The sequence below is a fragment of the Marinococcus luteus genome (assembly GCF_900106595.1).
Classification (GTDB): Bacteria; Bacillota; Bacilli; order Bacillales; family Marinococcaceae; genus Marinococcus; species Marinococcus luteus.
The window spans coordinates 186,947-199,616 of sequence record NZ_FNNC01000003.1 but is presented as its reverse complement, the minus strand read 5'-3'; the positions used below and the strand labels follow the sequence as shown (position 1 = coordinate 199,616).

General features: G+C 47.7%; 14 protein-coding genes. 11 read left to right on the top strand and 3 right to left on the bottom strand.

Going from position 1 to position 12,670, the window contains the following annotated elements; all coding sequences use genetic code 11:
• The first annotated feature begins 1 nt into the window (after position 1).
• On the top strand, positions 2 to 538 hold the full coding sequence (locus tag BLV22_RS08500) for a GNAT family N-acetyltransferase (protein ID WP_245724054.1): 537 nt from the start codon (positions 2 to 4) through the stop codon (positions 536 to 538).
• Positions 539 to 567: 29 nt separating this feature from the next.
• On the opposite strand, the gene BLV22_RS08495 is transcribed toward BLV22_RS08500, so the two are convergent.
• On the bottom strand, positions 568 to 930 hold the full coding sequence (locus BLV22_RS08495; protein ID WP_022793258.1) for a VOC family protein: 363 nt from the start codon (positions 928 to 930) through the stop codon (positions 568 to 570).
• Between the two features lie 143 nt (positions 931 to 1,073).
• On the opposite strand from BLV22_RS08495, the gene BLV22_RS08490 reads away from it, so the two are divergent.
• Positions 1,074 to 1,691: a flavin reductase family protein gene (locus BLV22_RS08490; protein WP_091613917.1), complete on the top strand. Its 618-nt coding sequence runs from the start codon at positions 1,074 to 1,076 to the stop codon at positions 1,689 to 1,691.
• Between the two features lie 48 nt (positions 1,692 to 1,739).
• Here BLV22_RS08490 and BLV22_RS08485 read toward each other — a convergent pair whose 3' ends face one another.
• Positions 1,740 to 2,771 (bottom strand): LLM class flavin-dependent oxidoreductase, encoded by a 1,032-nt coding sequence (locus BLV22_RS08485; RefSeq protein WP_091613914.1) that lies wholly within the window; start codon positions 2,769 to 2,771, stop codon positions 1,740 to 1,742.
• A 182-nt stretch (positions 2,772 to 2,953) separates the two neighbouring features.
• Here BLV22_RS08485 and BLV22_RS08480 point away from each other — a divergent pair, with 182 nt between their 5' ends.
• From BLV22_RS08480 to BLV22_RS08465, 4 genes are all read left to right on the top strand, one after another.
• Complete coding sequence (locus tag BLV22_RS08480) at positions 2,954 to 3,973, top strand: hypothetical protein (protein WP_091613911.1); 1,020 nt, start codon at positions 2,954 to 2,956, stop codon at positions 3,971 to 3,973.
• 221 nt (positions 3,974 to 4,194) lie between these two features.
• Complete coding sequence (locus tag BLV22_RS08475) at positions 4,195 to 5,262, top strand: tartrate dehydrogenase (RefSeq protein WP_091613908.1); 1,068 nt, start codon at positions 4,195 to 4,197, stop codon at positions 5,260 to 5,262.
• A gap of 317 nt (positions 5,263 to 5,579) precedes the next feature.
• On the top strand, positions 5,580 to 6,812 hold the full coding sequence (locus BLV22_RS08470) for a C40 family peptidase (protein ID WP_091613905.1): 1,233 nt from the start codon (positions 5,580 to 5,582) through the stop codon (positions 6,810 to 6,812).
• Positions 6,813 to 7,000: 188 nt separating this feature from the next.
• Positions 7,001 to 7,279: a peptidoglycan-binding domain-containing protein gene (locus BLV22_RS08465; RefSeq protein ID WP_091613902.1), complete on the top strand. Its 279-nt coding sequence runs from the start codon at positions 7,001 to 7,003 to the stop codon at positions 7,277 to 7,279.
• Between the two features lie 44 nt (positions 7,280 to 7,323).
• Here the strand turns inward: BLV22_RS08465 and BLV22_RS08460 are convergent, their stop codons facing one another.
• The gene (locus tag BLV22_RS08460) at positions 7,324 to 8,259 is read right to left on the bottom strand and encodes an aldo/keto reductase (RefSeq protein WP_091614275.1); all 936 of its coding nucleotides are present in this window, start codon (positions 8,257 to 8,259) and stop codon (positions 7,324 to 7,326) included.
• A gap of 196 nt (positions 8,260 to 8,455) precedes the next feature.
• Here BLV22_RS08460 and BLV22_RS08455 point away from each other — a divergent pair, with 196 nt between their 5' ends.
• The 5 genes from BLV22_RS08455 to BLV22_RS08435 all read left to right on the top strand — a co-directional run bounded on the left by BLV22_RS08455 (position 8,456) and on the right by BLV22_RS08435 (position 12,601).
• Positions 8,456 to 9,031 carry a hypothetical protein gene (locus tag BLV22_RS08455; RefSeq protein ID WP_091613901.1) on the top strand — a complete coding sequence of 192 codons (576 nt, stop codon included), beginning with the start codon at positions 8,456 to 8,458 and terminating at the stop codon, positions 9,029 to 9,031.
• 115 nt (positions 9,032 to 9,146) lie between these two features.
• Positions 9,147 to 9,365, top strand: a complete 219-nt coding sequence (locus BLV22_RS08450) for a beta/alpha barrel domain-containing protein (protein ID WP_091613898.1) — start codon at positions 9,147 to 9,149, stop codon at positions 9,363 to 9,365.
• Positions 9,366 to 9,387: 22 nt separating this feature from the next.
• Positions 9,388 to 9,777: a tautomerase family protein gene (locus BLV22_RS08445; RefSeq protein WP_091613895.1), complete on the top strand. Its 390-nt coding sequence runs from the start codon at positions 9,388 to 9,390 to the stop codon at positions 9,775 to 9,777.
• Between the two features lie 120 nt (positions 9,778 to 9,897).
• On the top strand, positions 9,898 to 11,301 hold the full coding sequence (locus BLV22_RS08440) for an FAD-binding oxidoreductase (protein WP_091613893.1): 1,404 nt from the start codon (positions 9,898 to 9,900) through the stop codon (positions 11,299 to 11,301).
• On the top strand, positions 11,294 to 12,601 hold the full coding sequence (locus tag BLV22_RS08435; protein WP_091613890.1) for a (Fe-S)-binding protein: 1,308 nt from the start codon (positions 11,294 to 11,296) through the stop codon (positions 12,599 to 12,601). The genes BLV22_RS08440 and BLV22_RS08435 overlap by 8 nt, the downstream gene beginning before the upstream one ends.
• The last annotated feature ends 69 nt before the right edge of the window (positions 12,602 to 12,670 follow it).

Below are 12,670 nucleotides of genomic sequence, written 5' to 3'. Positions count from 1 at the left end.
CGTGCAGCTAGAAAGCAGCCGGCTGCTTTTAAGGCCTTTTTCAGAAAAGGATATAAACGTATTAGCAGACCTTGCAAATAACTACCATATTGCGAAAACAACCCTGGAGCTTCCATATCCTTATACGGAAGAAGATGCACGGTGGTGGATCGGGCATCATCCAGGCTGGATCGAAGAAGGGTCCCGTTTTCCATTTGCGGTAACTAAAAAAGATGAAGACGAATTAATGGGAAACATCACGGTGCGCATGCAGCCTGAACACCGGCGCGGTGAGCTTGGATACTGGCTCGGCGCGGACTACTGGGGGAACGGTTATATGAGTGAAGCAGCGGCGCTGGTACGGGACTTCAGCTTCCGCACATTGAAGGCGAACCGGTTGACGGCTCCTATCATGAGTAAAAACCAGGCTTCGGCCGGGGTGTTAAAGCGAATTAGAATGCGTTATGAAGGCACGCTGCGCCAGGACATCTGGAAGTGGAGCCGGTACGAGGATGTAGATATATACGGCATGACAGCCGATGACTGGACGGAGGCATAAAAGAAGCGCTGCCGTATCGGCAGCGCTTCTCAGCTTTTTAACAGGAATACATTATCGTCTTCATCGCGAAAGCTTGCATAAGTAATTCCATTCATCTCTGTTGGTTCTTCGTCAAAAACAATATTCTGGGCTTTCATCCACTGGTAGGAAGCGTGCACGTTATCGCACTCAAAAACAATCGATGGTTTCAGCTCCTGCCAGTTCAAAACGTATGACTTAGGATAGATGGCGAGCGCTGTTTCTGCTCCTGGAGCTGCGACCTCCAGCCGGTAGGCGTTTGGGCCGAGTGGGTCTTCGCTCCGGACTTCAAAACCTATTTTTTCTGTCCAGAATTCTTTTGCCCGCTGCTGATCTTCTACATATACAGCCGTTGAGGCAATTTTTCCTATCATTTTTATACTCTCCTTTAGACGCACTGTTTTATTATATCAACTGCAAGCAAAATTCCAAGTGAAATTATTTTTCGGCAGTTCTTTTGAAGTGGAGCCCGGTGGGGAATACGTATAAAATATTCGAAAAAAGGAGACTGTATACTATGCATGAACTGCATCCAGATGAGCTGCCGGTAAAAGAAGTGTATAAGCTGCTGACAGGCTCGGTCATACCCCGTCCAATAGCCTTCGTTACTACAATGGCAGAAGACGAAACATTAAACGCAGCGCCGTTCAGCTTTTTTAATGCGGTAAGCCCGGACCCGCCGGTATTAATGATATCTATTACGAGAAAAGACGGGAAACCCAAGGACAGTGCAAAAAATATTTTAGACCGTGAAGAATTGGTGATACACATAAGCGATGAAGGTATTGTAGAGGATTTAAACATTACGGCAGCAACGCTTCCTCCGGAGGAAAACGAACTGGAGCACACTGTCCTACATACGGTGCCGAGTAAAATGGTGGATGTTCCGGGCATTGAGGAAGCGAATATCCGCTTTGAATGCCGGCTGCACAAGCACGTACCGCTTCAAAATGCCGAAGGGAAAATTACTCAGGATGTTATATTTGCAGAGATTGTATGTATTCATGTTTCAGAGGGTGTATATGACAGTGAACATAATTATATTTTGCCCGATAAGCTGAAGCCGGTCGCGCGTCTTGCAGGAAACGATTATTCCAAGCTTGGGGAATTATTTACGCTTGAACGCCCGAAATAAAAAAAGCCGCGCCTGTTGCTTTAAAGCAAACAGACGCGGCCTTTTTTATTAGATGGAAGCGGTAGCAGCGGTTGATTGTTTTTGTACTTCTTTAATGAGCTCATAGGAACGAAGGCGTTTGGCCTGGTCGTACACACTGCCGCTGATCATAATTTCATGAACCGGGACACTCGAAGAAAAATCTTCAAGCTGCTGGCGCACGGATTCGGGTCCACCCTGGATAGTACCAGCGTCCCAGCGTGCCATCATCGCTTTTTCCTGCGATGTCCACAGCGCGTCCATATCCTCTACCGGCGGCTGTATTTTTCCCGGACGGTTGCGGATTAAGCTGAGAAACTGCTGTTTCATCGTAGTGCCAAGGTAATCGGCTTCCTCGTCTGTTTCGCCGGCGATCACGTTGATGCCGGTCATGGCGTAAGGCTCATCGAGCACCACAGACGGCTGGAATGAATCCAAATACAGCTGCAGGGCTGCTTTCATATTCTCGGCCGCAAAGTGGCCGGCGAAGGCGTATGGAAGTCCAAGCTGTCCGGCAAGCTGGGCGCTGAAACCACTGGAGCCAAGCAGCCAGATAGGAATATCCAGGCCGGCGCCCGGCACAGCTTTTACCTGCGGAGGGATGGCCATATTGGCCGGGTCCTGGAAATATCTCTGCAGTTCTTCGAGGCGGGCTGGAAAGTCATCGCCGCTGTTTACATGGCGGCGAAGAGCTGCCGCTGTCGTTTGATCAGTACCCGGTGCTCTGCCAAGTCCTAAATCAATACGTCCGGGATACAGGCTTTCGAGTGTGCCGAACTGTTCAGCAATCGCGAGCGGGGCGTGATTGGGGAGCATAATACCGCCCGAGCCGAGACGGATGCTTGACGTTCCTCCGGCCAGGTAGCTGAGTAATACAGAAGTGGCCGAACTTGCGATCCCTTCCATGTTATGGTGCTCTGCGACCCATAAGCGGTTGTAGCCAAGTTTTTCGGCATGCTGAGTCAACTCGAGGCTTTTTGCAAATGAATCTCCCGGTGTTTCCCCTTCGTTTACAGGGGATAAGTTTAATACCGAAAGCGGCATATCTTTAAATGCTGGCATGAAAATCTCTCCTTTATATGACACGTCCTGCTGGTAATTGAGTCATAAAAAATTATACGCCTCCTGCCTACTGTTATTCAAAAAAGGTGCTCAATACTGAAAAATTCTCTAGTATAATAAAGATACCCTGCTGATAAGAGCACGGGGCCTGGGCTTTAAAGCCAGGGAAGGGATGGGAATATATGAATATCGTTTTATCCGGGTTCGGGGCTGTCGGACAAGCAGCAGCCCGTGTATTAATGAATAAAGAAAAAGAATGGAAGCACACGTACGGGGTGCATATAAAAATTACTGCTGTGCTCGACCGCAGCGGGGTTGTAGTGCACAGCGACGGGCTGGATCCCGAACAGCTGCTTCACACAAAAGCGGAAACCGGCCGTGTGGATGACGGCTCGCTGCCGCCGAGGAATGTAGATCAGCTATGGGCGGACAGCCAGGCGGATATATTTATTGATGCAGCAGAAACAAATACATTAACCGGAGGATCGGGGCTGCCACTCATGCAGTCGGCGTTAAAGCATGGGGTAGATGTTGTCTGCGTCAGCAAAGGAGCGCTCGCCTTTGCCTGGGACGATCTGCACGAGCTTGCTGAGGCGTCTGGAAGATCAATAAAATACAGCGGAGCGTCTGCCGCTGCCCTTCCGACTGTGGATACAGCCCTGTACAGCTTAGCCGGGGCAGAGGTACATACAATCGAAGGGCTGCTGAACGGAACTAGTAATATGATTGCGACAAGGGTCGCAGCTGAAAATATTACGCTGCAGGAGGCGTGGGAAATAGCAAAAAAAGAAGGTAAAGCCGAGGCAGACCCGTCTGAGGATATTGGGGGAAAAGATACGGCGCTGAAAATGTATTTTCTCACAAAAGCCTGCCTTGCGGCAGAAGTAACCTGGAAAAGTATTGCGGTACGCGGTCTGGACCAGCTCTCCGATGCCGAATGGAAGCAGGCAGAACAAGGAAAAACAAAGTGGAAACTAGTCGGGAAAGCGCACAAAACGGCAAAGGGAACAACAGTCTCCGTCGAACCCCGACTCCTCACGACAGAGCATCCTTTCTTCCACGTTGACGGGGCCGAGAAAGCAGTGCTTTTTTCCACAGACACGATGGGAAGAGTTCTCGTTTCCGGCGGAGCGTCATCACCTGAAGGAGCCGCAGCCGCAGCCTGGAAAGACGTCATTCACCTTGCACGTGAAAGAGCCTGAAAAAAGGCTCTTTTTTACGAGCAAATGGCTGAAAAGTCCTGTATAAGTAATAGGAGAAGTATCGTCCCTGAATTGAGAAAAAATTTTTGAGTCAGGAGTTTATTTTTAAATGAAAAAGGCTTTAACTATTAAAAGCATGTGGAGAGATAAAGAAAGAAAAGATGACAAATGCACAAAGAAATGGAAAAATGAAAGTGCATACACGAAAAGGAGATGAAGAAATGAATACATATACGATTGCATCAATTGCAGGAGATGGAATAGGCAAAGAGGTGGTACCGGCTGCCTGGAGAGTGTTGAAAACGCTTGAGAGAGTGCAGGGAGACTTCGAGCTGCATGTTACAGAATTTCCATGGAGCTGCGATTATTACATTGAGCATGGCAGAATGATGCCGGAGGATGGTTTAGAGCAGCTTGAAGCCTTTGACGCCGTGTTTTTAGGAGCGGTCGGTCATCCGGACCTCGTGCCGGACCATATTTCGCTGTGGGGACTTTTAATTAATATACGCCGCGGCTTCGATCAGCAGATCAACGTGCGGCCATCCCGCCAGTTTGAAGGGCTTTCCTCTCCGCTTGCAAATCCGAACCAGTTTAATCTGATGGTTGTCAGAGAGAACAGCGAGGGGGAGTACAGCGAAGTCGGGGGCCGGATGTACAGCGGGGAAGACGAAATTGCGATTCAAAATAATGTATTTTCCAAAAAGGCAGTAAAAGCAGTCATGGAGTATGCTTTTCAGCTGGGAAAAGACCGCAGCGGTCACGTTACCTCTGCAACAAAGTCCAATGGAATCGTGTTTTCTATGCCTTTTTGGGATGAAGTGTTTAACGAAGTGAAGGAAAACTATCCTGGCATTGATACCAGATCAGAACACATCGATGCTCTGGCGGCAGCCTTTGTTACCAAACCGGAGACGATGGATGTTGTTGTCGGCAGCAATTTATTCGGAGATATTTTGACAGACATTGGTGCCGCTTTGATGGGGAGCATCGGCATTGCTCCGGCTGCCAATATTAATATAAACGGGAAATATCCATCCATGTTTGAGCCGGTGCATGGATCCGCCCCGGATATTGAAGGCCAGGGACTGGCAAATCCGATCGGCCAGCTGTGGACAGCTCAAATGATGCTTGAGCATCTCGGAGAAAGCACGGCAGCGCAAACATTAATGAACGCTATTGAATATGTCATCAAACAGGGAACGGTTACGAAAGATCTTGGAGGCGATGCTTCTACTGAAAACGTAGTGAAAGCAGTAGAAGAATATTTAACATCAGAAAACACAAAATAGGAACTAACTAATAAGCATTAAATAATGAATATTGTGCACATTCGCTACTTATAAATCGTGAAACTCCTTGATAATTAACGTTTTTTAATACTAAAGACATGTTTAATTTCCATATTATGATTATTTTTCTCAATGTTACAGTTTTAATACAAATGTAGTGAGTATATTGTCTATGCCCCCTGGCACTTATATACTACTTTATACACAACAGGAGAGTCAGGCATCGCAGCACATGATCAAATAGGGGGTGGATTCGCTGGAGCTTTTCGCATTGCGCTTATTCAGAGCAGCGGTACAAAAGTTTATGGCGAAAGTGTATGAAAAAATATGCATATCCAGCAGCGATTGTTGCTGCGGCAACAGTAGTTTTTGCAGCTCCGGCTGCAGCAGACGCTGCGTTAGGGGATCAGACACTACATCAGGGCTCGAAGGGTTCGGAAGTTAAAGAACTGCAGGATTGGTTAAAGGGAAACGGCTATCATAACGGTGCAGTGGATGGGGTCTACGGACCGGCTACCGCAGGATCCGTGCAGGCTTTTCAGCGTTCAGCGGGTATTACCTCTGATGGTATAGCCGGATCGAATACGTTTTCCAAAATGAGTTTAAACAAAAAACAAACTTCGTCCGAAAAAAGCTCCACAGCTTCTGACAGTTCCTCCAGCTCATCTTCAAGTGTATTAAAGGCAGGTGCTTCAGGAAGCGATGTCCGGGATCTCCAGGCAAAACTGAAAAGCAAAGGATTTCATACTGGAGCGCTCGACGGAGACTTTGGTCCGGTCACGAAGTCTTCAGTCGTTGCGTTTCAAAAAGCAGCCGGGATCGGAGTTGACGGTGTGGCCGGCCCGACTACGTTCAAAGCTTTAGGCAGCTTTAAAGCGTCAGCCAGTACAAGTGATTCAAGTACTGCCAAGCCGCATACTTCTTCCGAAACGGGAACCAAAACACTCCGGCAGGGCGATACGGGCAGTAATGTAAAAAGTATGCAGCAGACGCTTAAAAGCAAAGGATTTCTTTCGGGCGCAGCTGACGGTCAGTTCGGTCCGCAGACAGCAGGGGCAGTGAAGGCCCTGCAGCGGGCAGCCGGGTTGAGCGCTGATGGGATTGTCGGTTCTAATACATCGAAAGCATTAAGTGATTCTTCGGTAAAAAATGGCACCAGCTCCTCTCTGGAAAAAGTCAGCTCAGGCTCTACCGGCAGTGCATCAGGGCTGATAAGTACAGCAAAACAGTTTATAGGCGTTCCATATGTATGGGGAGGTACGACGACAAGGGGGTTCGACTGCAGCGGATTCACCCAGCATGTATACAAACAAAACGGAACAAGCCTTCCGCGTACGGTCGCCCAGCAGTATGCTGCGAGTAAAAAGGTATCAAGCCCGCAGGTAGGGGATATGGTGTTTTTCACCACTTATAAAGCCGGGGCATCGCATAATGGAATATATATTGGAAACAATCAATTCATTCACGCAGGGTCCTCCACAGGCGTGACTATCAGCAGCATGAGCAATTCATACTGGGCTCCGCGCTACATAGGGGCCGGAAGCTTCTGACTTATACTTAGAGCACACCGTTCAGCAGAAACGGTGTGCTTTTATTTAGACCGCCAGAAATAGTTTATAAAATTACACGTGTGAACAGGGAGTTACGTATTGTTTACAACTCTGTAATAGCCATTGTTCTGCCCACGCCCCGTGCTTACAATAAAAGAGCATCAACAGATAGAAAGCGTGGGATTGCAATGGAAAAAAGAATGTCAGCGTTCATGCTCGCTATTTTATTATTATTTGTGCCTGCTCAGGCAGGGGCCGCTTTAGGTGGTGAAACGCTGCATCCGGGGGACCGCGGAGAAGATGTGGAGGAGCTGCAGGAAGCCCTGCAACAGGGAGGATTTCACAGCGGGAAAACGGATGGGGTCTACGGTTCAGTCACCGCCTCATCGGTGAAAGCTTTCCAGAAGTATGAAGGATTAACGACAGACGGCGTGGCCGGAGAGGCGACTCTTGAAAAGCTTTCGTGACAAAAAAGAAGCTGAAGCCAACGCGGCTTCAGCTTCTTTTTTTGTTAGGAAAAAATGCTGCTGATTTGGTCTACTTCTTCTTTCGTCAGTTCCACTTCGGAGGTTTTTAGGTTATTAACCACTTGATCGGAGCTTTTGGCTCCAGGAATTAAAACGTCTACCGAAGGCTGATGCAGATACCAGGCGAGAACGACGTGAGCTGTTTCTTCACCTTTTCGGTCAGCGATTTTTTTCACTTCGTTTACTTTGCGAAGGTTTTCTTTGAATGTTTCTCCCTGGAAATTAGGCTTTTGGGAACGGATATCGTTAAATGTAGTATTTTCATCGTATTTTCCGGCTAAGAGTCCAGACTCGAGAGGAAAATAAGGAACGAAGGTGATATTGTTTTCTGCGGTGTATGGAAGAATGTCTTTTTCCACTTCGCGATTTAATAGATTATATTCGGACTGCACTACGTCTACATATCCATTCTTGTTTGCTTCCTTCAGCTGCTCCAGAGTGAAATTCGATACGCCAATGGAACGGATTTTTCCAGCTTCCTTCATTTCCTGCAGGGCGCCGACTGCTTCATCTTTCGGTGTGTCTTCATCCGGAAAATGAATATAAAATAAATCAATATAATCCGTTTGCAGGCGGCGGAGTGCATCATCTACGGATTGCTTTAAAAATTCCGGAGAGTTGTCCATAACAGTATCCCCATTATCGAGAAATTTATGGGCTGCTTTTGTAGCAATAACAACCTGTTCACGGGCATTTTTTTCTTTTACTACTTCACCGACAAGTTCTTCTGAACGACGCGGTCCGTAAATAAAAGCTGTGTCCATAAGGTCCACGCCGTTATCGATGGCGGTAGCGGTCAACGCTTTTCCCTGCTCTTCATCGAGCATGTCGGGATAAATATTATGTCCGCCTACTGCGTTGGTCCCCAGTCCAAGAGGGTTTACAGTGACTTCAGATTTCCCAAGTGTTACACGATTCATTGCCATATAAACGTCACTCCTTTGTAAATTCAGCACACTCATTCATATTTCACCTGTAACCAGAAGCTAAACATTTTTCAGGGCATATGGATAAGTGTACATTTTCGTAGAAATTCACGTTTACCAAAGAAAAGATAAAGGTAAGGAATAGATAGGTTCTGTTACGAAGGACACTGAGAATAAAGGGGAGAAACATATGCCAGAACAGCAAAACAGCAAATTACCAATTATTATAGCTTCTGTAATTATTGCAGGTATTGGGGCAGTATTTCTAAATCGTTCAGCGCGTGACACGGTGAAGGAAAAATCCTCAGAAGCAAAAGAAACTGCCAGTCAGTACAAAGAAAATGCCAAAAACAGCGATGCAGTGGATAAGGACGACTTCATGGAGCGTATCCAAAACGCTACAGAGCTGGCAAAAACAATTGGTACCCAGCTTCAGGAAGTATACAATAATTATGGCAAAGACCTGCTTGCCCAGGTGCAAAAAGTGAAGGATGACTCAGAAGAAGTGGTATCAACGGCGAAAGAAGCCGGCGAAGAGTTAAAAGGCGTAGGTGACACGGCTAAGGATGCCGGGGAAGAATTAAAAGAAGCCGGAAGCCAGGTAAAAGAAGCTAAAGACGAAGTTGCAGGTTCTGACGATGATGATACTAAAACAAAAGAGTATCAGAGCGCTACCGATGCTTCCAAGTACAGCGACAGCGATCTTCCAACGATCGGGTCCACCGGAAACATGGATGAAGACATTAACAAATCGGCAAGAGAATAATGCCCGGGCTCCGAAGATTTCCTTCGGAGTCTTTTTATATGCAGAATGAAGTATTGAAACGCCAGGTGAATATGTTTATAATAAGTTAAGCGCTTAACTAGTTTTTTGTTTAATTTTGAAAGCGATATCAAAAATACGGACAGAAAATAATGCAGCGACATCGACATTTAATCAGGTGACGGAGCAGGTAAACGACACATTCGCCTCGAAGGGAGCTTATCAAAACTATTTTGATCTGCATCAGGATGAAGTGAAGGGAGCCAAAGCGGACGTTTTAAAGCATATGAATATTTTTGGCAGTGCAGGCAAAGTTCCTGAAGTCAAAATGAAATGAAAATTCCTGAAGGAGGGCTACGATGCCGTTAATACGAATGGATGTTATCGAAGGGCGGACGGAAGAGGAATTAAAGCTGCTCGCAGACGCCATACATGATGCAGTTGTCGAAAGCTTTGAAGTTCCGGAAAGGGACCGCTATCAGATAATTAATCAGCATAAGCCGTATGAAATGTATATCGAAGACACCGGGCTCGGCTTTGAACGTACAAATAATATTGTGGTTATTCAAGTGATCAGTAAAACACGTACAGCAGAGCAGAAAAAACAGCTGTATAAAAAAATTGCCGGAAACCTGGAAGACCGCTGTTCTATCGAACCGGAAGACGTAATGGTGTCTATTACTGATAACACAGAAGCAGATTGGAGCTTCGGGCTGGGAGAAGCCCAGTTTTTAAATGGGAAGCTGTGAAGGCTGGAAGCTGTATGCGGGAAGCTCCGGCCTTCTTTTGGCAGAATATTGCATTCACCCGGGCGAGGGAGTACGATAATGATAAGTTGTTAAAGAGAAGGGAGAAAGGAGCTGCTTTTATTGCATGAATGGGAAGAACAGCTACGCGCTCTTTTAAGTGACAAAAGGGTATTTACAGAGCTTGCCGACCGTTACAGCTACAGCTTTGATGCTTCTTTTGGCGAGCATCTGCCGGAAGTGGTCGTACAGCCTAAAACGACAGAAGAAGTACAGACAATCATGAAAATCGCCAATCAGTTCGGGCTGGCCGTAACGCCGAGAGGGCAGGGCACCTGCCTAAGCGGAGGTCCGCTGCCGGTCAAGGGAGGAATACTGCTGGACATGGCTCAATGGCCCCGGGAAATTAATGTTTTCGCCGATGACTTGATTGCGGTCGTCACGCCGAGTGTGCTGACAGCTGATATTCATGCGGCTGCCGAAAATCACGGTTTAATGTATCCGCCTGATCCAAGCAGTGCCCACGTATCAACAATTGGTGGGAACCTGGCCGAAAATTCCGGAGGCCCGAGAGGGTTAAAGTACGGTGTAACCAAAGATTTTGTAATTGGTCTTGAAATCGTTACCCCGGAGGGCGAGGTGATGCATACAGGCGGACGTACCATTAAAAATGTAACCGGTTACGATTTAACTAAGCTGCTCGTCGGCTCCGAAGGGACACTTGGAGTGATTACAAAAGCGACACTCAAGCTGGTGCCAAAGCCTCCGGCTGTACAAACGATGATGGCCGCCTTTACAGACATGGCCACAGCCGGGAAGGCTATCTCCAAAACGCTCACTTCAGGAGTACTCCCGGCAAAAATGGAATTTATGGACCGGGCCTGTATTGAAGCCGTCGAGCGGTACCGCCCGTCAGGCCTCCCCACGGCTTCGGAAGCACTGCTTTTGATCGAACTCGACGGACACCCGGAGACAATTAAATTAGAAGCCGAACAGGTGAAACAAATTCTCTTGGAGTTAAAAGCAGATCCAATCATTACAGCGGAAAGCGACGAAGAAGCACAGAAGCTGTGGAGTGCAAGAAAGCTTGTGTCACCGGCAATTGCGACGATTAAGCCGACGAAAATTTCTGAAGATGCTACGGTGCCGAGAAGCCGGATTCCGGAAATGATGGAACGGCTGAAACAAATCAAAGAAGATTATCAGGTGGAACTCGTTGTGTTTGGACATATCGGGGATGGCAACCTGCATCCCGATATTATGTGCGACCAGCGTGATGAAGAAGAAATGATACGAGCTGAAAAAGCGGTCGCAGAAATCTTCCGGGCAGCCCTGGACCTTGGAGGCACGCTCTCCGGAGAACACGGTATTGGCACGATGAAAGCCCCTTTTATGGAACAGGAAATGGGAGAGGTGGGAGTATCAATGCTTAAGCGGATCAAAGAAGCCTGGGACCCAAACAATATTATGAACCCGGGGAAAATCTTCGCAGAAAAAGGGCAGAAGCTGGTGCTGCGTGATGGCTGATACACTTAAAGACATGCTCCGCTACGATTTGACCTTTGACTGTGTGCAGTGCGGCTACTGTCTTCCTGTCTGTCCGACATATGAAACGATGGAGCGTGAGACGCATTCCCCGCGTGGCCGTATTAATTTAATCAAAATGGTCGCAGAAGGAAAAGCGTCAGTGGAGGATTTAAAACAGCCGATCGACAAATGCCTCGGATGCATGGCATGTACGACTGTCTGCCCGACTGATGTGAAGTACGGCCAGCTGTTTGAAAGTGCAAAGCATGTGATCGATGAATATGAAGAAAAAACGTTCATACAGCAAAAAACCGAGCACTTTTTATTTCACTCATTCTTTCCTTCCGCTGCATGGATGGACCAGCTTGGGAATGCAACATGGCTGTATCAGGTAAGTGGTCTGCAAAAAGCCGCTCGCAGGCTGAATGTAATGTCTGCGGCACCGCTTCATCTCGATAAATTTGAGCAGGTGCTGCCACCGGCCCCTTCGCCTAAAGAGAGGCATGCGAGGAAAAATCGCCTGCATCCGGACGGTCCGCCGAAAGCGGTAGTCGCCTTTTTTACCGGATGTGTAATGGACAGCGTATTTTTCAGACAAAATGAAAAAACGATGGAGCTGCTCCGGCTTTCCGGAGCAGAGGTGCAGCTGCCGAAAACGCAGACCTGCTGCGGAGCGCTGCATGCCCATGCAGGCAAAGAGCCTGAAGCCGTGACGCTTGCCAGGGAAAATATACGGGCATTTGAAGAAACGCCGGTGGACTATATCGTGAACAATGCCGGGGGGTGCGGGGCCCAGCTGCATAAATACGGAGAGCTGTTTGCCGGCGATCCTGAGTGGGAGGAGCGGGCGAAAGCGTTCTCCGATAAGGTTAGAGACATTACAGAAGTACTGGTGGAGCTTGACGGTCTGGAGTTTACCGAAAGGGTCGAGGAAACCTATACGTATCAGCCTTCCTGTCACATGACGAATGTGCAGAAGGTAAAAGAACCGCCGCTGCAGCTGATCCGCTCAGTACCGGGGGTGACGCTTAAAGAGCTCGACCGGCCTGATTTCTGCTGCGGTTCGGCAGGCATCTACAATATTACGCAGCACGAAGATGCGATGGATATTCTGGATGTGAAAATGGAAGACGTTAAGCGGCAGTGTCCGGAGGGGATTGTTACGACCAACCCGGGCTGTATGCTTCAAATGAAACTGGGCATACAGCGGGAAGGTCTCGAGGAAGAAATTGATACGGTGCATATTGTCGATTTGCTGATGAAAGCAAAGCCGGTAGCTAAAAAAGCGGTGAAGGCGTAAAAGTAAATGACCAACTGGAAGGGTCTTTTGGTTTAGCAGCAGCACAGAAGGGGGAAATGGTAACGAGTG